This is a genomic window from Andreesenia angusta (assembly GCF_001855385.1).
In the GTDB taxonomy this organism is placed as follows: domain Bacteria; phylum Bacillota; class Clostridia; order Tissierellales; family Gottschalkiaceae; genus Andreesenia; species Andreesenia angusta.
In genome coordinates, this window is the sequence record NZ_MKIE01000010.1 from 32,044 (window position 1) to 53,569 (window position 21,526).

Annotated in this window: 20 protein-coding genes, 1 pseudogene and 1 riboswitch; of the genes and pseudogenes, 20 read left to right on the forward strand and 1 reads right to left on the reverse strand. The window is 44.9% G+C overall.

Going from position 1 to position 21,526, the window contains the following annotated elements; all coding sequences use genetic code 11:
- The first annotated feature begins 51 nt into the window (after positions 1 to 51).
- From EUAN_RS09985 to guaA, 12 genes are all read left to right on the forward strand, one after another.
- The gene (locus EUAN_RS09985; protein ID WP_071064210.1) at positions 52 to 2,088 is read left to right on the forward strand and encodes a methyl-accepting chemotaxis protein; all 2,037 of its coding nucleotides are present in this window, start codon (positions 52 to 54) and stop codon (positions 2,086 to 2,088) included.
- An 86-nt stretch (positions 2,089 to 2,174) separates the two neighbouring features.
- Positions 2,175 to 2,993: an Asp23/Gls24 family envelope stress response protein gene (locus EUAN_RS09990; protein WP_071064212.1), complete on the forward strand. Its 819-nt coding sequence runs from the start codon at positions 2,175 to 2,177 to the stop codon at positions 2,991 to 2,993.
- Positions 2,994 to 3,185: 192 nt separating this feature from the next.
- The gene (gene gdhA / locus EUAN_RS09995) at positions 3,186 to 4,538 is read left to right on the forward strand and encodes an NADP-specific glutamate dehydrogenase (protein ID WP_071064214.1); all 1,353 of its coding nucleotides are present in this window, start codon (positions 3,186 to 3,188) and stop codon (positions 4,536 to 4,538) included.
- A 55-nt stretch (positions 4,539 to 4,593) separates the two neighbouring features.
- Positions 4,594 to 5,475, forward strand: a complete 882-nt coding sequence (locus tag EUAN_RS10000; RefSeq protein WP_084655895.1) for a DNA-3-methyladenine glycosylase family protein — start codon at positions 4,594 to 4,596, stop codon at positions 5,473 to 5,475.
- Positions 5,476 to 5,487: 12 nt separating this feature from the next.
- Complete coding sequence (locus EUAN_RS10005) at positions 5,488 to 5,904, forward strand: HutP family protein (RefSeq protein WP_071064218.1); 417 nt, start codon at positions 5,488 to 5,490, stop codon at positions 5,902 to 5,904.
- Between the two features lie 144 nt (positions 5,905 to 6,048).
- Positions 6,049 to 7,071 carry an ABC transporter substrate-binding protein gene (locus EUAN_RS10010; protein WP_071064220.1) on the forward strand — a complete coding sequence of 341 codons (1,023 nt, stop codon included), beginning with the start codon at positions 6,049 to 6,051 and terminating at the stop codon, positions 7,069 to 7,071.
- Complete coding sequence (locus EUAN_RS10015; RefSeq protein WP_084655896.1) at positions 7,064 to 7,963, forward strand: ABC transporter permease; 900 nt, start codon at positions 7,064 to 7,066, stop codon at positions 7,961 to 7,963. Before EUAN_RS10010 ends, EUAN_RS10015 begins: the two co-directional genes overlap by 8 nt.
- On the forward strand, positions 7,964 to 8,755 hold the full coding sequence (locus EUAN_RS10020) for an ABC transporter ATP-binding protein (RefSeq protein ID WP_071064222.1): 792 nt from the start codon (positions 7,964 to 7,966) through the stop codon (positions 8,753 to 8,755).
- Between the two features lie 52 nt (positions 8,756 to 8,807).
- Positions 8,808 to 9,506, forward strand: coding sequence for a DUF554 domain-containing protein (locus tag EUAN_RS10025; protein WP_245674486.1), 699 nt, complete (start codon positions 8,808 to 8,810; stop codon positions 9,504 to 9,506).
- Between the two features lie 196 nt (positions 9,507 to 9,702).
- Entirely contained in the window at positions 9,703 to 9,984 is a 282-nt protein-coding gene (locus tag EUAN_RS10030) for a co-chaperone GroES (protein WP_071064224.1), read from the forward strand.
- A gap of 25 nt (positions 9,985 to 10,009) precedes the next feature.
- Positions 10,010 to 11,644 (forward strand): chaperonin GroEL, encoded by a 1,635-nt coding sequence (gene groL / locus EUAN_RS10035; RefSeq protein ID WP_071064226.1) that lies wholly within the window; start codon positions 10,010 to 10,012, stop codon positions 11,642 to 11,644.
- 106 nt (positions 11,645 to 11,750) lie between these two features.
- Positions 11,751 to 11,852, forward strand: a riboswitch (purine riboswitch).
- A 98-nt stretch (positions 11,853 to 11,950) separates the two neighbouring features.
- Positions 11,951 to 12,934: a glutamine-hydrolyzing GMP synthase gene (gene guaA, locus EUAN_RS10040; RefSeq protein WP_483756998.1), complete on the forward strand. Its 984-nt coding sequence runs from the start codon at positions 11,951 to 11,953 to the stop codon at positions 12,932 to 12,934.
- A gap of 70 nt (positions 12,935 to 13,004) precedes the next feature.
- On the opposite strand, the gene EUAN_RS10045 is transcribed toward guaA, so the two are convergent.
- Entirely contained in the window at positions 13,005 to 13,640 is a 636-nt protein-coding gene (locus EUAN_RS10045; RefSeq protein ID WP_071064228.1) for a hypothetical protein, read from the reverse strand.
- A gap of 134 nt (positions 13,641 to 13,774) precedes the next feature.
- On the opposite strand from EUAN_RS10045, the gene ndk reads away from it, so the two are divergent.
- From ndk to EUAN_RS12445, 8 genes and pseudogenes are all read left to right on the forward strand, one after another.
- A complete protein-coding gene (ndk, locus tag EUAN_RS10050; RefSeq protein ID WP_071064230.1) occupies positions 13,775 to 14,197 on the forward strand; it encodes a nucleoside-diphosphate kinase in 423 nt (140 codons plus the stop codon).
- The gene (gene purC, locus EUAN_RS10055; RefSeq protein WP_071064232.1) at positions 14,198 to 14,914 is read left to right on the forward strand and encodes a phosphoribosylaminoimidazolesuccinocarboxamide synthase; all 717 of its coding nucleotides are present in this window, start codon (positions 14,198 to 14,200) and stop codon (positions 14,912 to 14,914) included.
- Positions 14,915 to 14,939: 25 nt separating this feature from the next.
- Entirely contained in the window at positions 14,940 to 16,472 is a 1,533-nt protein-coding gene (purH, locus tag EUAN_RS10060; RefSeq protein WP_071064234.1) for a bifunctional phosphoribosylaminoimidazolecarboxamide formyltransferase/IMP cyclohydrolase, read from the forward strand.
- 40 nt (positions 16,473 to 16,512) lie between these two features.
- Complete coding sequence (locus EUAN_RS10065; protein WP_071064236.1) at positions 16,513 to 17,208, forward strand: response regulator transcription factor; 696 nt, start codon at positions 16,513 to 16,515, stop codon at positions 17,206 to 17,208.
- Positions 17,209 to 17,228: 20 nt separating this feature from the next.
- Positions 17,229 to 18,572 carry a sensor histidine kinase gene (locus EUAN_RS10070; protein WP_169817379.1) on the forward strand — a complete coding sequence of 448 codons (1,344 nt, stop codon included), beginning with the start codon at positions 17,229 to 17,231 and terminating at the stop codon, positions 18,570 to 18,572.
- Between the two features lie 78 nt (positions 18,573 to 18,650).
- Positions 18,651 to 19,079 carry a hypothetical protein gene (locus EUAN_RS10075; protein ID WP_071064239.1) on the forward strand — a complete coding sequence of 143 codons (429 nt, stop codon included), beginning with the start codon at positions 18,651 to 18,653 and terminating at the stop codon, positions 19,077 to 19,079.
- Between the two features lie 157 nt (positions 19,080 to 19,236).
- Positions 19,237 to 21,255, forward strand: coding sequence for a methyl-accepting chemotaxis protein (locus EUAN_RS10080; protein ID WP_071064241.1), 2,019 nt, complete (start codon positions 19,237 to 19,239; stop codon positions 21,253 to 21,255).
- A 149-nt stretch (positions 21,256 to 21,404) separates the two neighbouring features.
- Positions 21,405 to 21,526: pseudogene (locus EUAN_RS12445) on the forward strand (glutamate formimidoyltransferase); the annotation flags it as partial.

Consider the following 21,526-nt stretch of genomic DNA (forward strand, 5'->3'; position numbering starts at 1 on the left):
ATAGGTATAATATAGTTATAGGAAAATTAAATAATGAGGAGGCATAGGTGATTGAGGGAGAAGACTAAATCAAACAAGAGACTTGGGGGTCGTCTTGGCGGGATGGGCCTTAAGAACAAGATAATCAGCATGCTGATCGTATTTATAGTGATACCTGTATTACTTGTAGGGGGAAGCGCCTACTTAAAGTCCAAGGACATAATAAGAGCGCAGCAGACGAACACAGGTGTCATTGTAAGGTCGCAGGCTGAGAACTATATGAAGATGTACTTTGAAGGGGTTGAAAAGGAGCTTAATCTGATTGGCTCTATGTCTAATGTGGGAAATGTCATGGAGGACCCCGAGGTTATGAAGAACCTTGAGAAAGCTTTCAAAAACTTGAATGAAAACAATGAGCATCTGCTGAGCTTATTTGTGGGGACTACAGACAACAAGATGACTTTCATACCCTATGCTGAAGTTTCGGCGGACTTCAAAGTTGCAGAGAGGCCGTGGTACAAGCAGATAGAGAATCAGAAAGAGATAAAGTGGTCAGAGCCATATGTGGACGAGAGCACTGGAGAGATGGTCATAACGGCCGCCTACCCTATATACAAGGAAGGGGTGTTCATAGGTGGGCTTGGAGCGGACATATCCCTTATGGGGCTTTCTGAGGACTTGGCTGCGATAGACTTGGGAGAAGGTGGAGGAATATCGCTGATGTCAGAAGACGGCACCATATTCGCACATCCTGTAAAAGAGCTTATAGGCAAGAAGAGCTCGTCTCAGAAGCTTATAGAAGGACTTCAGAATGGAGAAAGCGCCCTAGAGGACTCGTTCGTGGGAAAAGACACTGGGGAGCTTATCAGGAAGGACTATATGATTTCAGCTGAGCAGTTTGGTGGCGCCAGGCTTGTGACAGAGATGAGCAAGGGGAATGTGGAAGCTGAAGCCAAGAAGATACTTCTCTACGCCGGATTTGTTGGACTTCTCACGGTGGCATTCGGAATACTTATAGCCTACCTCTTTGGAAGGCGTATAACCAAGAACATATACAAGCTGATGGACCAGGTGGCGGAGATAGAGTCTGGAAACCTAAAGCGTCTCGAATCCATAGTCTCGGGGGACGAGATAGGAAAGCTTGGATCTGGATTTGAAGCCATGGTTGAAAAGCTGAGAAACCTTGTGGAGCATATAAAATCTGTTTCAAGCGAAGTCACAGAGTCGTCTGGAAAGCTCGCTTATACGGCGAACGAGACAAGGGTGTCTTCTGAGGACGTGACAAGGACGGTCGAGGAAATCGCAAACGGAGCGTCAGATCAGGCAGGAGACGCCGAGAAAGCAGTTGGAGAAGTCTCCATGCTTTCGGAAAAGCTTCAGTACTTGAGCAAAGAGTCTGAAGAGGTGCTGGACTTCACTAGAAACATAGTGAAAACAAGTGCTGAGAGTAAGAATGTAGTTGAAGAGCTTAAGCACAAGGCTGAGGAGAACAAGGAGAGCACAGAGAACATAGAAGAGATAATAATAGGGCTTGATGAAAAGGTGAACTCTGTTGGAGAGATACTGGAAACTATAGACTCCATAACAGAGCAGACCAATCTGCTTGCGCTCAACGCCTCGATAGAGGCTGCAAGGGCCGGCGAACATGGGAAGGGGTTTGCCGTGGTTGCCGAGGAGATCAGGAAGCTTGCGCAGAGCTCTAGGGACTCGTCTGACGAGATAAAGGGCATAATCCAAGGTGTCCAGAGCGAGAGCAAGAGGACTGTGGACACTATGGAGTCTGTAAAGGCCATAAACGACTCGCAAAACGAGTCTGTCATAATGGTCGACAAGTCCTTCGAGACTATAAACAGCCTTATAGCAGAAGTGAATGAAAAGATATCTAATATGGCAGAGTACTTCGAGGAGATGGATCAGCTTAGGGAGAGCGTGGTATCTTCTATGGAGAATATATCAGCAGTTTCAGAGGAGACGGCAGCAGCTGCCGAAGAGGTCACTGCTTCTATGGTTCAACAGAACGAGCTTGTAGAAGAGGTATCCAAGGCTTCAAGCGATCTAAGCAGCCTTGCAGAGAGGTTGAACCAGGAGATAAATACATTCACTGTGTAAAAAGCAGGATTCAAGACAGGAGATAGAGCTCTCCTGTCTTTTTTTGTGGTAAACTGTATATAATACTGCGAGAAGGTGGAGACAAGATGGAGATTACTGCATTTGTGGGCAAGAGTGGAACCGGGAAAAGCTTCAAGTCGATAGGCGTTGCAAGAGAGCTTGGAATAGAGTATATAGTGGACGACGGGATACTTATAAAGGGGAACAAGCTTCTGGCGGGGAAGTCTGCTAAGAGCGAAGGCTCCAAGATAAGAGCTGTAAAGAGAGCACTTTTTATGGACGAAGAGCATAGGGAAGAGGTAAGGTCAGCTATCTTGAGTGAAAATCCAGAGCGGATTCTCATAATAGGTACTTCGGACAATATGGTGGAGAAGATAGCTAGGGCGTTGGAGCTTGGAGAGATAGACGAGAGAATATATATAGAGGGCGTTTCAACTAAAGAGGAGATAGAGACTGCCAGAAAGCACAGGCGAGAAGAGGGCAAGCACGTCATCCCCCTTCCCACCTTCGAGATAAAGAAGGACTTCTCTGGATACTTTATGGATACTCTGAAAGTTATGAGGATGAAAAGTTACGGGCAAGAGGTGTACGAAAAGACCGTTGTAAGGCCGAGCTTCAGCTACCTTGGGAGCTACACCATATCGGACAAGGTCATAAGAGAGATAGTCAAGCATATAGCGTCCAAGGTTGAAGGGATTGAGAGAGCATACAGGGTATATACAGAAAACTACAGAGAAGGAATTGTCATATCGGTAGATATATTCATTTTAAACGGGTACAATATACTTGAGACCTCGACTTTCCTTCAAAAGGAAGTTTCAAAGGTTGTAGAATCAATGACCTCCATAAACATACTTAAAGTCAACGTGAATATAGTCAAAATTAAGATTAAAAATTCACAATAAAGAATAAATATATAAAAATCTGAATCGTTCGCACTCGGGGTTTTTGGAAATGACACAGTATTATTAGTGGTTTGTTGGAAAAAGGAGAGGCTCGATCGGTGAAATTTTTTGAAAAAACTGAATAAAAATTAATTGATTTTTGAAAAAAATAACACTATAATATAAAATAAAACTAGAGGAGGAATCAGCAATATGAAAAATCATATTCAAGAAGTCTTTGACATTGTAAAGAACAGAAATCCACATGAGAGTGAATTCCTACAGGCAGTAGAGGAAGTGCTTTTCTCGCTAGAGCCAGTTTTAGAGAAAAACCCAGAGTATCTAAATGCCAGCTTGCTTGAGAGAATATGCGAGCCAGAGAGAGCTATAATGTTCAAGGTGCCTTGGGAAGACGACAACGGCAAAGTTCAAGTTAACCGTGGATACAGAGTTCAGTTCAACGGGTCTATAGGGCCTTACAAAGGAGGACTTAGATTCCACCCTACAGTTAACCTGAGCATCCTGAAGTTCCTTGGATTCGAGCAGATATTCAAAAACTCGCTTACAGGTCTCCCAATAGGCGGAGGAAAGGGAGGATCTGACTTCGACCCTAGAGGAAAGTCGGACGCAGAGATCAGAAGATTCTGCGAGAGCTTTATGTCTGAGCTTTTCAAGCACATAGGGCCAGACACAGACGTTCCAGCTGGAGATATAGGAGTTGGAGGAAGAGAGATAGGATACCTATACGGACACTACAGAAGACTTAGAGGAGCTTTCGAAAACGGAGTTCTTACAGGAAAGGGAATCTCTTACGGAGGAAGCCTTGTAAGACCTGAAGCTACAGGATACGGAGCTACTTACTTCGCTCAAGAGATGCTGAAGCACAATGGAGAAGAGCTTAAGGGCAAGAGAGTCGCTGTTTCAGGATTCGGAAACGTTGCATGGGGAGTTGCCAAAAAGGTAGACCAGCTAGGAGGAAAAGTTGTAACTCTTTCTGGACCAGACGGATATATCTACGACCCATCTGGAGTTAACGGAGAGAAGATAGACTACCTTATAGAGATGAGAAACTCGGGAAGAGACAGAGTTCAGGACTATGCAGACAAGTTCGGAGTGTTCGGAGTTGAGTTCTTCCCAGGAGAGAAGCCATGGGGAACTGCAGTAGATATAGCTATGCCATGTGCTACTCAGAACGAGATCGGAATAGAAGAAGCTAGAAAGCTAGTTGCAAACGGAGTCAAGTACGTTGTAGAGGGAGCGAACATGCCTACAAATATAGAGGCGCTTAAGTTCCTACAGCAGAAAGGTGTTCACATAGGCCCAGGAAAAGCTGCGAATGCAGGTGGAGTTGCCACTTCGGCGCTTGAGATGAGCCAGAACAGCATGAGACTTTCTTGGTCTGAAGAAGAAGTAGACAAGAAGCTTCACGAGATAATGATAAATATACACGACAACGCTAGAAAGGCTGCCGGAGACTACGGATTCGGATACAACCTTGTAGCAGGGGCTAATATAGCTGGATTCCTGAAAGTGGCAGAGGCTATGCACGCACAGGGAATATACTAAAACAAAAGAAGGGGACGGTCAGCCGTCCCTTTATTTTTATATAGGGGGTATTTTTTTGAACTACAAGCTGAGTGAAACAGAAAACGGTGTAATACTTGGAGGAGTCTCTGACTTTGAACCTGTACATATATTTGAATGTGGACAGTGCTTCAGGTGGAACAGAGAGGACGACGGGTCCTATACAGGGGTTGCCTATGGAAGAGTCATAAATGTGGCAAAAGAAGGTGACAGAGTGGTGCTTTCCAACACGGACAGAGCGGAGTTTGAAGCTGTTTGGAAAGGCTATTTTGACCTGGAGAGAGACTACTCCGAGATAAAGAGGAGAGTCTCTGTAGATGAAGTGATGGAAAAATCGGTCGAGTTTGGAAACGGGATAAGGATACTTGCGCAGGAGCCTTGGGAGATGCTCGTATCGTTTATAATCTCGGCCAGGAACTCAATCCCGAATATAAAGAAGACGATAGAGAAGCTGTCGAAGGCTTTCGGGGAGAAGATAGGTGAGTACAACGGCAAGGAGTACTACGCATTTCCAAGGCCTGAAGACCTTTCGGGGTTGTCTGAGGGAGACATAAGGCAGTACGGCACTTCCTTCAGGACAAAGTATATAATGGACTCTGCTGAGAGAGTGTTGCAGTTAGGCGGGATAGACGCTCTCAAAGACGAGCCGACAGATACGGCTAGAGAGCAGCTTATGGAGTTTGCAGGAGTGGGACCTAAAGTGTCTGACTGTATACTGCTGTTCGGGCTATCGAAATACGATGTGTTTCCGGTAGACGTATGGGTGCAGAGAGTTATGGATGAGTACTACACAAAGGGCGCGTACAAGAACTTGAACAAGGTGAGGGAGTACGGGCTTGAGATGTTTGGAGAATATGCCGGATTCGGGCAGCAGTACTTGTTTTACTATGCTAGAGAAAACGGAGTAGGAAAGAAGTAGAGGGGTGATTCTATGAAAGATTTAGGACTTGAAGTTGCAAAAGCGGCTATAACGGTGGCCATGTCTTCTAGCAGAGAAGAGGAGGCTGAGTGCATAGAGCGTTTCAGGAGCCAGGGGATAAAGTCGGCCGGGGTAGACATAGGGGGAAACCTCATAGACTCAATACCTAAGATAATAGAGAGGGCTGTAGTGGCCTCTAGGAGGAGTGGAATAACTACAGAGTGCTTTGCCCATGACGGGGCTGTGGCAGGAGCGGCGAGAGAGGCGGTAGTTCAAGTCTATCCAAAGGCGAACGGACTGAACGTAGGAGGCAAACTCTCCATAGCCAGGCTAGGAGGGCATCTGACTGTCTGTATTTTTGTGAACGTAGGTCTGCTGCATCTGAACGAGGTCGTGGTTGGAATGGGGCATAGGTCCATATCGGACTAAATATTAAGTTTTCTTAAAAAATGTTTAATTTGCTAAATAACTCTTTTGGATTATAGTATAATTGATTTGATCGCCCACTTAAACGGCTAGTGGAGCGCAGTAGAATGGTAGTTTGGAAATAAATGTTGAGAGGAGCATGGTAAAATGGCAAGTAAATTGAGAAAAAAATTATTGTCGCTTGGACTAGTTATGACTCTTGGAGTAGGAGTGCTTGCAGGTTGTTCAGGTGGAGGAGAAGAGAGCGAGGCTGAAAAGACTGGCTCTGGAGACAAATACAAAATCGGTATATCTCAGATAATGGAGCATACAGCTCTTGACTCTGCTAGGGCTGGGTTTGAAAAAGCGCTAGAGGAAAATGGATACAAAGACAAGGTAGAGATAGACTACCAAAACGCTCAGGGAGACCAGTCTGTAAACGACACAATAGCTCAGAACTTCGTGTCTCAGGGCAAAGACCTTATGCTTGGAATAGCGACACCATCAGCGCAGTCGCTTTACAACGCTTCAAAAGAGATACCTATACTTATAACGGCGGTGACTGATCCGGTGGATGCAGGCCTTGTAAAGAGCCTTGAAAAGCCTGAGACAAATGTGTCTGGAACTACAGACAGCATGGACATAGGAGTGCAATTCAAGCTTCTAAAGACACTTTATCCAGAAGCCAAGAAGGTCGGAATACTTTACAACACAGCTGAGGCAAACTCGGAAGTTCAGGTAAGGGATGCTGAAGCTAGGGCAGGCGAGTTCGGCCTTGAGATAGTCAAAGCTGGAGTTACTGGAACAAACGACGTTTCACAGGTGCTTGACTCTATAATAGACGAGATAGACGCTGTTTATGTGCCGACAGACAATGTGGTGGTTTCTTCGCTTCCACTTATATACGCTAAGACTATGGAGAAGAAGATGCCTATAATAGCTTCGGAAAGCGGGCAGGTTGAAAACGGAGCGCTTGCAACAGAGGGGCTTGACTACGAAAAGCTTGGATACCAGACAGGACTTATGGCCATCAGGATACTAGAGGGAGAAAAGCCTTCAGAGATGCCAGTTGAGTCGCTTAAGGAGACTACACTAACTGTAAATGAAGACACACTTAAAAAGCTGGGACTGGAGCTTCCTAAAGAGCTTGCAGACAGAGCTGTGATGATAGGAAGTGGCAGTGGTGAGTAGTTTTTGGCTTGGAATCCTAGAACAGGGCCTTATATACGGCATAATGGTTCTAGGGGTTTATATAACCTATAGAATACTGGACTTTCCAGACCTTTCAGTTGATGGCAGCTTCCCTTTGGGAGCTGCTGTCACAGCTTATTGCCTTGTAAACGGGGTGGACCCTTACTTGGCGCTTCTTTACGCCACGCTAGCAGGCGCGGCTGCAGGTGCAGTTACGGGAATACTTCATGTAAAGCTTGGAATTTCCAACCTGCTCTCCGGTATACTCGTGATGACGGGGCTTTACTCTATAAACCTAAAGGTGATGGGAAGGCCAAATATACCGCTTTTTAACGTGGAGACCATATTTTCAAGTGGAGTTTCACCGCTTATCGTGATTGCGATAGTGGCCATAGGATCTAAGTTCGTGCTGGACTGGTACTTTTCAACCAAGGCCGGATTTATGCTAAAGGCAACTGGAGACAATCCACAGCTAGTTACTACGCTTGGTGTAGACATAGGGAAGATGAAGATAGTAGGAGTAATGATCTCAAATGCCATAGTTGCGCTTTCTGGTTCTGTGCTGGCTCAAAGGCAGACTTACTCAGATGCCCAGATGGGAGTGGGAATTGTGGTAATGGGCCTTGCGTCTATAATAGTTGGAGAATCGCTTTTCAGAAAGATTGGCTTTGTCAAAGCGACTACAGCTGTGATTGTAGGATCCATAATATACAGAGCGGCGATAGCGGCTGCACTCAGGACAAATCTAGAGCCTACGGATCTTAAGCTTGTGACGGCTATAATAGTAATCATATTCCTTGGGATAAACAACAAGGGAAGCATAGTTAAAAACTGGGCTTTAGGTATTTTCAGCAAAGACGGCTCTTTGGCTTCGGAAAAGGAGGTGGGGTAGATGCTTTCGGTAAAGAATCTGCAAAAGACCTTTAACAGGGGGACTGTGAACCAGAACACCATCTACAGAGGTCTTTCTCTAGATGTGGACGAGGGAGATTTCATAACCATAATAGGAAGTAACGGCGCTGGAAAATCTACTCTGCTAAATGTAATCTCCGGGGTTATACCGCTTGACGCTGGAAGGATAGTGCTTGACGGAGTAGATATAACCAGATACCCAGAGTACAAGAGAACTAGGGATATAGCCAGGGTGTTCCAAAACCCGTCTTTCGGAGTTGCGCCTTCCATGACTATACTGGAGAACATGTCTATGGCGTACAACAAGGGAAAGACCTACGGGCTTGGAAGGGCAGTAAACAAGAAAAACATAGATGTATTCAAGGAGATGCTCTCGGGGCTTGAGCTTGGGCTAGAGAATAAGCTGCACGACAAGGTCGGTCTGCTTTCGGGAGGACAGAGACAGTCGCTCTCGCTTATAATGGCGACTATGCTTCATCCAAAACTGCTCTTGCTAGACGAGCATACGGCGGCCCTCGACCCTAAGACATCTGCCAAGATAATAGACATCACAAACGAGCTTGTGACAGAGAACAAGATAACCACTATGATGGTTACACACGATCTAAACCACGTCACAAGCCTTGGAAACAGGGTTATAATGATGCACTCTGGAGAGGTAATACTGGACATAAGAGGCAAGGAGAAGAAGGAGCTGACTATAGAGAAGCTCTTGAACCACTTCGACAATGCCCATGTAATGCTCTCCGACAGAACTCTGCTTTCGACATAGAAAATAAATTATTTTTATAATAGAGCGTCACCTTCAAGGGGCGCTTTTTATAATGGAAAGGGAGATAGCGATGATGACAGGAAATATAGCCAATATGGCAGCCATAATAATAGGGACGGCTGTGGGCATGCTGTTTAAGAAACTGATAAAGCCCTCGTACAGCGAGACAATAATGGCCGGAATGGGGATAGTGGCCCTTGTGATGGGGATAATGAATGTGATGGAGACCCAGAATCTGCTGGTTTCAGTCGTAAGCATAGTGTTTGGAAGCTTCGTGGGAGAAGTTGCACAGATAGACAAGAAGATAGAGTCTTTCGGAAGTTATATAGGAAGCAAGTTCCAATCAGAAGGCGAGAACAGTTTTGCAAAGGGGTTTGTAAGCGCATCTCTTATCTACTGCATAGGGGCGATGGCTATACTTGGTTCGATAGAGAGCGGCCTTAAGGGGACTCACAGCATACTCTACACCAAATCTGTTATGGACGGTGTAACGGCCATAGTTTTCACATCTACGCTAGGCATAGGAGTCGGATTTTCCGCCATCTCTGTATTTGTATACCAGGGAGCCATAATACTGCTTGCTGGGCAGCTGGGATCTTTTTTCACAGAGCCCCTTATAGCGGAACTCACCGCTGTCGGAGGAATAATGATAGTGGCCATAGGGCTTAACATACTGGAGCTTAAAAAGATAAAGGTGGCAAATATGCTGCCGGCGCTACTCGGGCCGGTGATTTATTTTATGGTGAAATAGTAAAAAAACTTGAGAAAAACAGAGTATCGTGGGTATAAATGAACTTGGATACAAATAAAACTTGAAAAAAGCCGGAAATAATTTAAAAAAAAGCTTGATTCATCTGACCGTATTGAGTAACATTAGAGATGTCGGGATTAGCACTCTGTAGAGTTGAGTGCTAACAAAATGAAAAAACATATAGGGAGGGTTTAAATTGAGTATAAGACCACTAGGAGACAGAGTAGTTATAAAAAAAGCGATAGCAGAAGAAAAGACTAAAAGTGGAATAGTACTGCCAGGTTCGGCTAAAGAGAAGCCACAGATGGCGGAAGTAGTGGCTATAGGATCTGGAGTTGAGAACGACGAGAAGACTAAGGGCCAGCTGAGCGTTGGAGACAAGGTGCTTTTCTCTCAATATGCCGGTTCAGAAGTGAAGATGGACGGAGAAGAGTACACTGTACTTAAGATAGCGGATATACTTGCAGTTATAGAGTAAAAACAAAAAAATAGGGGTGATATAAATGGCTAAAGACATAAAATTCGGAGAAGACGCACGTCGTGCGATGGAAAGAGGTATAAACAAACTAGCAGACACTGTGAAAGTTACACTGGGACCTAAGGGTAGAAATGTGGCGCTAGACAAGAAATTCGGAGCTCCGCTTATAACTAACGACGGAGTTACTATAGCTAGGGAGATAGAGCTAGAAGACGCTTTTGAAAACATGGGAGCGCAACTAGTGAAGGAAGTCTCTACAAAGACAAACGACGTGGCCGGAGACGGAACTACTACAGCTACGCTTCTTGCTCAGGCTATAATAAGAGAAGGACTTAAAAACGTGGCGGCAGGGGCAAACCCAATGATACTCAGAAAGGGTATATCTAAGGCGGTAGACGCAGTTGTAGACGAGATAAAGGCGCTTTCTAAGACTGTAGACAGCAAGGAGTCTATAGCTCAGGTTGCGGCGATTTCGGCTGCCGACTCTGAGATAGGGACACTTATAGCTGAAGCTATGGACAAAGTTGGAAAAGACGGGGTCATAACTGTAGAGGAGTCTAAGTCTATGGGAACTACGCTAGACGTGGTTGAAGGTATGCAGTTTGACAGAGGATACCTATCACCTTATATGGTGAGCGACACTGAGAAGATGGTTTCGGAGCTTGACAACCCTTATATCCTTATAACAGACAAGAAGATAAACAACATCCAGGACGTGCTTCCAGTGCTAGAGGAGATAGTTCAGCAAGGAAAGTCACTGCTTATAATAGCTGACGATGTGGAAGGAGAGGCGCTTGCAACTCTAGTTGTGAACAAGCTTAGAGGGACTTTCAACTGCGTGGCTGTAAAGGCTCCAGGATTTGGAGACAGAAGAAAAGAGATGCTTAGAGATATAGCTGTGCTTACAGGCGGAGAAGTGATATCTGAAGAGCTTGGATACGACATAAAGGAAGCCAACATAAACATGCTTGGTAGAGCTCAAAGCGTTAAGATAGACAAGGAAAACACTGTTATAGTAAATGGAGCAGGCTCGGAGTCTGACATCCAGGACAGAATCAACCAGATAAAGGTTCAGCTTGAATCTACTACTTCTGAGTTTGACTCAGAGAAGCTTCAAGAGAGACTTGCAAAGCTTTCAGGCGGAGTGGCGGTTATCCAAGTAGGGGCTGCTACGGAGACTGAGCTTAAAGAGAGAAAGCTTAGAATAGAGGACGCACTGGCTGCTACTAGAGCCGCTGTGGAAGAGGGAATAGTTTCAGGTGGAGGAACAGCGCTTCTAAACGCTGTGCCAGCTGTAGAGAAACTTCTGGAAAACCTAGAAGGCGACGAGAAGACGGGAGCAGCTATAATCTACAAGGCGCTTGAAGAGCCGGTTAGACAGATAGCGGAGAACGCAGGTCTTGAAGGGTCTATAATAGTTGAAAAAGTTAAGTCGAGCGAAGCCGGAGTGGGATTTGACGCACTTAACGAAAAGTATGTGAATATGATAGAGGCGGGAATAGTGGACCCTACTAAGGTAACTAGATCGGCGCTTCAGAATGCGGCATCTGTTGCGGCCATGGTGCTTACGACAGAATCTGCTGTAACTGACATAAAAGAAGAGAACGAAGGAATGGGTGGAATGCCAGGAGGAATGGGCGGAATGCCACCTATGATGTAATAGCTTGAAAGTGTGGGAAATTCAGTATTTCCCGCACTTTTTCTTTTTAAAAAAATTCATGGTGTATTGACATGAGTACACTTTTTAGTATACAATCTATGTATTAAAAGAATACTTGATTTCAACTCATATATACCCTGTGATATGGACGGGGAGTCTCTACCGAACAGCCGTTAACTGTTTGACTATGAGTGGACCAGGCGTTGCGTGTTTGATGGCCAATGCACTTCCACTCGGAGGTGCTTTTTTTATGCATTTTCCGAGGTCGAGAGGTTCATATACATTCAAAGGAGGAAATGACTGAAGATGAATAAGGACATACGTAGTAAAATTGAGGAAAATTGGAACGCGGAAGAGTTCGCTAAGGAAACTATAGAGGCTATAAAAGAGCAGATCGGCGACGGAAAAGCGATATGCGCTCTTTCAGGAGGAGTAGACTCATCTGTATCGGCTGTGCTAGTTCACAAGGCGATAGGATCTAATTTGACTTGCATATTTGTAGACCATGGTCTTATGAGAAAAGACGAGGGAGACCAGGTAGAGGAAATATTCAAGAATACCTTTGATATGAATCTTATAAGAGTAAACGCGCAAGAGAGATTCCTAGGAAAGCTTGCTGGAGTTAAGGACCCAGAGCAGAAGAGAAAGATAATCGGAGAAGAGTTCATAAGAGTGTTTGAAGAAGAGAAGGCCAAAATAGGCAAGATAGACTTCCTTGTTCAGGGAACTATTTATCCAGATATAGTTGAGAGTATGACAGACAGCGGAGAAGTTATAAAGAGCCATCACAATGTTGGAGGACTTCCAGAAGATGTTGACTTTGAGCTTGTAGAGCCTGTAAAAGCGCTTTACAAATACGAGGTAAGAGAAGTTGGAAGAGTGCTAGGAATAGCAGACAAGCTTGTAGACAGACAGCCTTTCCCAGGTCCAGGACTTGGAGTTAGAGTTGTTGGAGATATAACAAAAGAAAAACTGGATATACTGAGAGAAGCAGACTGGATATTCAGAGAAGAGATAGAGGCAGCAGGACTCAACAAGGAAATATGGCAGTACTTTGCCACTATACTTGACATAAAGAGTGTTGGAATGACAAACGAGAAGAGAACTTATGGATACCCTGTAGTGCTTAGAGCTATATACACTAAAGACGCCATGACAGCTGAGTTTGCAAAGATTCCTCACGAGTTGCTAGACAAGATTGCAAAGAGAATAGTTCACGAAGTTGAAGAAATAAACAGAGTGCTTTACGACGTGACTTCTAAGCCACCAGCAACTATAGAGTTTGAGTAAAATTTAATCAGGAAGCTTGACTTTTTAGTCATATATATAAAGGTGTCGAATTATATCGACACCTACTTTTTTATATTTTTTTGGGATCTACTATGAAGTAGGAAGGATAGTCTGTGCTTGAATTTAGGTTGTGAACGGCGAAAAAGTACAGTGTTTCAGACTTTGGAATCTCGGGAGACTTGATTTTTTGGAGACCTCTTTTTTCAAGCAGGAAAACATCCGAGCTTTGGGGAAAGTTTGCATCTATTGAACCGGATGAAAGCTCTGTCAGGAAGTAGATAGAGAAAGCTTGATCGGCTTCGAGGTTTTCAAGCAGCGATTCGGCACTCTCTAGAAGCGATAGGTCAAAGAGCTTTTTTTCTTCAGCGACGTATTCATCTAGCTTTATTTTGAATATATCTGACTTTGAGTCATAAGACGCGTTGTGAGATTTTCCGCTTTCTGTGTCCACTACCTCTAGAGACAGATTCGAAATAGACCCGTCTCTGTCGGCTGTAAGCTCAAACCTATTCAGCATAGGAGACTTAAGTTTTCCAGCGGAAGATATGTAATCGAACAGCTCCACAAGGCTGATCTCGTCATAGCGGGACTCCGAGATATGCGACTTTGGATCGAAAGGCTCTTTGCTTTTTCTGTCGCCAGAGCAAGAAGCTAGTACGAGCAAAGCAGAAAAAACTAGGAATATGTATCTGTACTTGGCTTTCAAAGTGAATCCCCCCAGTTGATTTTGGCATAAAACTATAACTTTAATTATACAATACGGTCTAAGCTAAAGACAGTTTAAAATTATGAATTTTTTAGCGACTAAATGGGTATATATATTCTTAATGATTAATAATTATGGAGAAGGTGATTGACTTGGAAAGAACACTTGTGATTGTAAAGCCTGACGGCGTCGAGCGAGGGCTTGTCGGAGATATAATCTCGAGATACGAAAGAAAGAACTTGAAAATAACCTACTGTAATATGACTAGGGCAGATGAGGGAATACTGGCTAAGCACTACAGCGAGCACGTTGGAAAGGACTTCTACAACAGGCTTATAGACTACATGCAGCGTGGAGACATAGTTGTGATGGTGCTAGAAGGGGAGAACGCGATAGATGCAGTCAGAAAGATAAACGGAAAGACAAACCCGATAGAGGCTGAGAACGGAAGTATAAGAGGCGACTATGCCTTTATAAAAGAGGAAAACTTGGTTCACGCTTCGGATTCTAAGGAATCTGCAGAAAGGGAAATAAAGATTTGGACAGGAGAGGTTTAGATGAAGAGATTAGATATATATATAGAGGGAAAGACCAAGATAATATACAATACAGAGGACCCAGACAAGGCAATAATGAGGTACAAAGACGACATAACTGCCTTTAACGGAGCGAAGAAGGACGTATTTGAGGAAAAAGGGAGAATAAACAACAAGATATCTGCGAAGATATTCAACTACCTAGAGAGCAAAGGGAATATAAGGACTCACTTTGTGTACCGCTTAGACGATGAGCATGTGCTTGTAGAGAAGACAGAGATGATCCCTGTAGAGATAATAGTCAGAAACAGGGCTGCGGGGGCGCTTTTGAAAAAGGCCGAGTTCGTGGAAGAAGGGGATGAGCTTTCGACTCCTATACTTGAATTTCATATAAAGGACGACGAAAACAAGGATCCTGAGGTGAGCGCTGAGCATCTAGTCGAGCAGAGAATTTTAAGCGAAAACGAAGTAGAGAATATAAAGAGGATCTCGAACAAGGTGAACAATATGCTCAAGCTCTACTTTGAAGAGATAGGGCTGGACATAATAGACTTCAAGCTGGAGTTTGGAAGAAAAGGTCAGGAGCTGCTGCTTGCGGACGAGATAACTCCAGACACTTGCAGGCTTTGGGATATGAACACAGGAGAAAAGTACGACAAGGACATCTTTAGAGAAGGAAACGGGGATGTGCTTTTAGGATACAGGGAAGTACTTAAGAGGATGGAGAGCAAAAAATAAGACTATTTAAAGGAGTGGCTTAAGGTTGAAGAGAGCTTTGATAAGTGTTTCAGACAAGACAGGCGTTGTGGACTTTGCCAGAGGACTGGCAGATATGGGATGGGAGCTGATTTCTACAGGGGGGACTTACAAGGAACTTCTAAAGGAAGGCGTAGACGTAGTGGAAGTCTCAAGTGTGACGGGATTCCCGGAGGCTTTTGACGGAAGAGTCAAGACGCTCCACCCTGCTGTGCACGGGGGGATTCTATACAGAAGAGACAATGACGACGACGTCAAAACTATAGCTGAAATGAATATCGGGAGCATAGACATGGTGGTCGTAAACCTATATCCTTTCAAGGAGGTCTACGAGCGGGAAGGCTCGACGACTGAGGATATAATAGAGAACATAGACATAGGAGGCCCAACGCTTGTAAGGGCTGCGAGCAAGAACTACAGGCATGTCACGATAGTGGTGGAGCCGGAAGACTACTCAAGAGTGCTAGGCGAGCTTAGAGCGAGCGGGGAAACTTCTCTAGACACAAGGGTCGAGATGGCCAAGAAGGCATTTTCCCATACTGCATACTATGACTCCATGATAGCGTCTTATTTCAACGAGGTGACAGGAGACAAGTTTCCTGAAAGACTGCTAGTGCCTTACAGCAAGAAGTCTGACCTTAGGTACGGGGAAAACCCTCACCAGGAAGGAGCACTGTATGTAGAGTCGCTGGGGAAACCTTCGGGAATGGCTTCACTGGTCCAGCATAACGGGAAAGAACTTTCCTACAACAACATAAACGACCTGAATGAAGGGCTTGACCTTGTAAGGGAGTTCGAAGAGCCTACAGCTGTTGCCATAAAGCATGGGAATCCATGCGGTGTTGCAAGCGACAAGAGCTTAGAGGCTGCTTTTGCAAAGGCATACGAGTCTGACAGCCAGTCTATATACGGCGGGATAGTTATATTCAACAGAGAAGTAGGCGCAGAGCTTGCGGAAACTCTATCCAAGATATTTCTAGAAGTCATAGTGGCGCCTTCCTACTCAGAGGAAGCGCTTCGCATACTCTCTCAAAAGCCGAACGTGAGAGTGCTGGAACAACCTGAGGCATCAAAGCCTCTGACAAGCTCTCGAAACCTCAAGAGCGTATCAGGCGGGCTGCTGGTGCAAGACAAGGACACGCAGCTGCTTGGAGAAAAGCTTATATGTGTGACCGAGGCCAAGCCTGATAAATCCACAGAAGAGGACCTCTTGTTTGCGTGGAAGGTGGTAAAGGCCACAAAATCAAATGCCGTAGTTGTGGCGAAAAACAAGACTACAGTTGCTGTGGGGCCTGGACAGGTGAGCAGGATATGGGCGCTTGAAAATGCCGTAAAACAAGGCAGAGAAGGGGTTCAGGGAGCTGTGCTTGCATCGGATGCCTTCTTTCCTTTTGGGGACTGCGTAGAGCTTGCGGCCAAGTCGGGGATAGTCTCTATAATCCAGCCTGGCGGAGCAAAAAAAGACAGCGAGTCTATAGAGCTCGCCGACAAGCACGGCATATCCATGGTATTTACAGGGATAAGACATTTCAAACACTGATTTATAGGGCGGATATAATCCGCCCTTTTTTAGATAAGGGGTGATAGACTTGAAGATACTTTTAGTGGAAGACGAATCGAAGCTTTCTGAAGTTGTGAAGTCGTTTCTGGAAGCAGAAAACTATGAAGTTGCCCAGGCCTACGATGGGATAGAGGCAGTCGAGCTGTTTGAAAGAGAGGAAGTGCAGCTTGTGATACTCGACCTAATGCTTCCGAAGCTCTCAGGGGAGGAAGTCTGCAGAAAGATAAGAAGCCAGTCAAACGTACCCATAATAATGGTGACTGCAAAGGTGGAAGAGGAAGAGCGAATAGAAGGGCTGTCCATAGGGGCCGATGACTATGTAATAAAGCCGTTTAGCGTGAAAGAGCTTGTGCAGAGAGTGAAGACGCTTCTCAGAAGAAGCTACAGCGACGGACCCAAGGCTGAGAAGTACAGCTTTAACGACGGAGACTTGGAGATAGACCTGAGCGCAGGGATAGTGCTTAAAGACGGAATTGACGCAGGACTCACTGGGAGCGAACTAAAGGTGCTGAAGACCTTCCTGGCCAATTTGGGGAGTATACTCAGCAGAGACCAGCTAATAGAGAAGTCCTTCGGATACGACTATGACGGAAACGACAGGACTGTGGATGCTCATATAAAGAATATAAGGCATAAAATAGAGGACAATCCCAAGGAGCCTGAGTATATACTGACCGTGTACGGCATGGGGTACAGGTTCGGTGTGAAGAGATGAGGCGGAGCATATTTGCGAAATTGACAATCAGCTTTTTCTTTTTCTCTGCGCTTATAATAGGCTTTATGTGGCTGACTTCAAGTGCTGTGCTTGACAGGGAGTTCCAGTCCTACCTTTCGGAAGTGAAAACATCGGAGGTAGAGGAGGCTTTCGAGGAGATAGCGGAGATGTATAGTTCAGAAGATGGTTTCTCTACAGAGGAGCTGAGGGATATAAGGCGGATTTCCAACAGGAGAGGCTATTCCATAGATATAGTGGATCAGGACGGAGAGTCTCTTGTGAGTGATAGCGGCGAAAAAGGCGGGTTTCAAGGGGGAAAACTGCTAGATGGAGAGTTAAAAGAGATGGAGTTTCCCCTTGAGATGGAAGGCGGAAGCGGAACTGTGACTATAGGGTTCAAAGACGGACTTGGCTTGAAAGCTGAAGACCTGGTGTTTAAAAGCGCTATGAGAAAATCGCTTGGATTTGCAGGCGTATTTCTCCTGCTGCTCTCAATCGTGATAAGCTATTTTTTTTCAAGGAAAATATCAAGCCCGATAAGAAAGGTAAAGCTTGTGGCTGAGCGCATAAAAGAGGGCGAGTGGTCTCACAAATACCTAAGCTCTAAGTCTGACCCCAAAGAGATATACGAGCTTTCAGAGGCTATAGACCAAATGGCGATGACTTTGAAAGCTCAGGAAGATATGAGGAAGAAACTTGTATCAGATATGGCCCATGAGCTGAGAACGCCCATAGCTGTGCTGAAAAGTCATCTCGAAGCCATGATAGAGGGGGTTTGGGAAGTCAGCACGGAGCGTCTGCAAGACCTTTATGTGGAGGTTGACATGGTGAATGAACTTGTAAATAGGCTCAAGGATATACATACGCTAGAGGGTGGAAGTCAGACTCTGAACCTTGAAGTGGTGAGCTTGCCGGAAGAGCTGTGGTCTGTAGTGAATCCGCTGACTCCGATGTTTGCAGAAAAAGGGCTTGAGATTGGAGTTAAAGCAGATAAAACTTTTAGAGTAAAACTGGACAAAAGTAAGTTCAAGCAGATAATGTACAATTTGATTCTGAATGCATACAAGTATTCGGAAGTCGGTGCAAAGGTGAGGGTAGAAGCCTTGGAGACTGAGCTTGGTCTGGAACTGAGCGTATCAGACACTGGAATCGGGATATCTAGCGAAGACCTTCCGCTTGTGTTTGAGAGGTTTTACAGAGGTGAAAAGTCCAGAAACAAAGACTACGGCGGAACGGGGCTTGGGCTCACTATAGTAAAGGCTCTTGTGGAAGCTCATGGATGGAGCATCTCGGCAGAGAGCGAAATTGGAGTGGGCAGCAAATTCACCATAGCTATTCCTCGAAAAAGTTTTGAAAATTCATAATCTCTTCAAATTCTTTTTCTATAATTAAGTTGTAGCAAAGAACACCAAAGTCAATTTAAACTAGAGGAGGAATTTAAAATGAAAAAGAAAATAGTTGGAATAGCACTTACGGCGGTTATGGCGCTTGGAGGTATGTCGGCTTTTGCATCAGAGGATGCACCAGCCCAGCAGAATACTCAAGCCAGAGCAGAGCAAGGAGCTAAAAGAGGGCAAGGCAAGATGGCTAGATCAGGCGGACAGTGCACAGGAGAAAACGCAGGGGCGAATAGAGCTTCGAGACTTGAAAGCATAGTGAAGGCTCTGGAGTCTGCGGGAAAATCTGATATAGCTGCGAAGCTACAAGCAGAGGAGTTTGGCACTGTGAGAGAGGCCATAGAGTCGCTTACAGAGGAGGAAAACCTTGCAGTCAGAGAAGTCATGAGAGAACTCAAACTAAACGGAAACGGAAATGCTTCAGGAAATAGAATGGCTAAGCGCGACGGATCTATGGGTCTTTGCGAGCAGTAAGGCATAGTAGTCGATAAAAAACATAAGAGCGCAGGAAACTTTGTTTCCTGCGCTCTTATGTTTTTTTTAGGGAAATTCCAATAAATATGAATAATATCAGGATAAGGTGGTAAATATTACTCTATGATACAAAATAATAGGAGGAATAGGAAAGAATATGAAAAGCATTAGAGGCAAGTTGATATTATCTACATTTTTAAGCATCGCAGCATGTATAGCTGTGGCCATGGTGTTTTCTTGGAAGTACACCGAGAGAATAGTGAGAGAGGACTTTGCAAAGAGCACGTCTAGGGAAGTGGAGAAGATAGACGACAGCATAGCGCTGTTCTTCGAGGAGATGTCCAAGGACCTGGACATGATTGCGGAAAATCCAACGGTGAAACTCGTGGACGGGACCGTAAAAACTTACATAGATATGGAGTCGGAAAGCGAGGTTTCCAGTCCGGCTTCTAGAGAGGGAATTGAAAGCCAGATATACTCTGTCTACGACGTATTTGCAAAGAACAGGGAAAACATATCGGACGTATTCTTAGGTACAGAGCAAGGAGGGTATATCCAGTATGCTGAAGGAAGCATATCGAAAGGGTACGACCCTAGAGAAAGGCCTTGGTACACACAGGCCATGGAGAACCCAGGAGAGGTTGTCAGGACGAGCGCATACTACTGGGAGGCGGCAGATGCCGTAAACGTAAGCTTGGCTAAGACAGTTGAAAACGCCGGAGGGGCTGTAGTAGGAGTCCAGGCCATGGACATAAGCCTTGGAAGCCTTACAGATATGATAAAAGACATAAAGATAGGCAGCGAAGGATACTTGATAATGGTCGAGAACGACGGGACTATACTTTCAAACCCCAGAAATCCAGAGACCAATTTCAAGAACATAGACGAATTAGATATAGAGGGAATGGGAACGAGCGAGTTTGAGTTCACTCAAGATGGAGAAGACTTTCTGGGACTTAGCTATGACTCGGATAAAACTGGCTGGAAGTTTATATCTGTAATTCCCAAAGGGGAGCTATCTGGGAAGGTTAAAGCTTTCAGCGTGATTGTAATCTTGCTTGGAGCGGTGAGCATACTGGTAGCGCTTTTGACTATAACTGTGGTAGCTTCAAGGATAACGAGGCCTATAAAGGAGATAACGGAATTTATAGGCAGAGTGGAAGACGGGGACTTCACTGAAAAAGTGGAGGTCAAAGGCAAAGATGAAGTATCGAGGCTTGGAAGTGGCATAAACAATATGATTGAAAAGATACGAAACCTTATAGAGGAATCCAAGTCGGTCTCGGAGAATGTATCGAAGTCGGCCGAATCCATAGGTTTTATGTCTAACCAGCTGGACAATACAGCTGACGAGATGGTGGAAGCCATATCTCAAGTGGCCAACAACCTAGGAGATCAAGGCAGACAGACAGAGCATATAGTCAACGCGATCGACGGATTTACAGAGGACATAGAGGCTATGTCCAGAAATATGACTGAAAAAGCTCACACGATAAGCGAGATGTCGAAAAAAGGACTTGAAATAGTGGACAGCTTAGACAACACCACTGAAGAGACAAGGGTTTCCTCTAGAAGGCTTGCTGACACCACTGAGAGCTTGAGCAAGAAGTCCATAAGCATAGGGGAGATAGTGGGGCTAATAGACAAAGTCACAGAGCAGACGAGCTTACTGTCGCTGAACGCCTCTATAGAGGCCGCTAGAGCTGGCGAAGCGGGAAGAGGATTTGCTGTAGTCGCATCAGAGATATCCAAGCTAGCCGAGGAGTCCAAGTCGTCCACAGCTGAGATAGAGAAGATAATAAGCGAAATACAGAGAGAGATAAACAGCTCTGTAGAGTCGATAGAGAGGTCGAATTCGCTTGTGGAAAACAGCGTTGGGATAGTCTCGGAGACAAAGGACATATTTGGCGAGATGTTCGACACCATGTCTGAAATGGAAGCGGAAGTGGCTAGGATAAGCCAGATAGTAAAGGACATGACGGTGGAAAAAGAGGAGATAGCCAGAAGTCTTGAAATGTCGGCGCAAGCTGCAGAGCAGACAGCTGCACTGTCCGAGGAGGTGACTGCATCCACTGAGGAGCAGTCGGCTTCTATACACACCATGACTCAGTATGTAGACAAGCTTGAGTTGCTTTCAAGGGAACTGCTTGAGAGTATAAACAAGTTCAAGGTTTAAATTTAGAGCGAGGGGGCGTATTGCTGAGCCCCCTCTACAACTGGAATGTATACGAAAATGAGCGTACAAAAGCTTTTGCATAAATATATATTTATGGTATAATGACTTTGAAAGAAAATAAAAGAATACATAAAGGGAGGAATAAATAAATGGCAGATCAAAAGAAGTATATCCTAGCTGTACCTAACTTCAGTGATGGAAGAAGAGAAGACGTTATAGAAGCTGTAACAGGAGAACTAAAAGGAATCGAAGGAGTTAAGCTTGTAAGCGT

Excerpts from the sequence above, each read along its gene's own strand:
- EUAN_RS09990 (WP_071064212.1), top strand. The coding sequence starts at position 2,175 with ATGGAGATTACTGCATTTGTGGGCAAGAGTGGAACCGGGAAAAGCTTC.
- gdhA (WP_071064214.1), top strand. The coding sequence starts at position 3,186 with ATGAAAAATCATATTCAAGAAGTCTTTGACATTGTAAAGAACAGAAAT.
- EUAN_RS10005 (WP_071064218.1), top strand. The coding sequence starts at position 5,488 with ATGAAAGATTTAGGACTTGAAGTTGCAAAAGCGGCTATAACGGTGGCC.
- EUAN_RS10010 (WP_071064220.1), top strand. The coding sequence starts at position 6,049 with ATGGCAAGTAAATTGAGAAAAAAATTATTGTCGCTTGGACTAGTTATG.
- EUAN_RS10020 (WP_071064222.1), top strand. The coding sequence starts at position 7,964 with ATGCTTTCGGTAAAGAATCTGCAAAAGACCTTTAACAGGGGGACTGTG.
- EUAN_RS10025 (WP_245674486.1), top strand. The coding sequence starts at position 8,808 with ATGGAAAGGGAGATAGCGATGATGACAGGAAATATAGCCAATATGGCA.
- groL (WP_071064226.1), top strand. The coding sequence starts at position 10,010 with ATGGCTAAAGACATAAAATTCGGAGAAGACGCACGTCGTGCGATGGAA.
- guaA (WP_483756998.1), top strand. The coding sequence starts at position 11,951 with ATGAATAAGGACATACGTAGTAAAATTGAGGAAAATTGGAACGCGGAA.
- ndk (WP_071064230.1), top strand. The coding sequence starts at position 13,775 with ATGGAGAAGGTGATTGACTTGGAAAGAACACTTGTGATTGTAAAGCCT.
- purC (WP_071064232.1), top strand. The coding sequence starts at position 14,198 with ATGAAGAGATTAGATATATATATAGAGGGAAAGACCAAGATAATATAC.
- EUAN_RS10075 (WP_071064239.1), top strand. The coding sequence starts at position 18,651 with ATGAAAAAGAAAATAGTTGGAATAGCACTTACGGCGGTTATGGCGCTT.
- EUAN_RS10080 (WP_071064241.1), top strand. The coding sequence starts at position 19,237 with ATGAAAAGCATTAGAGGCAAGTTGATATTATCTACATTTTTAAGCATC.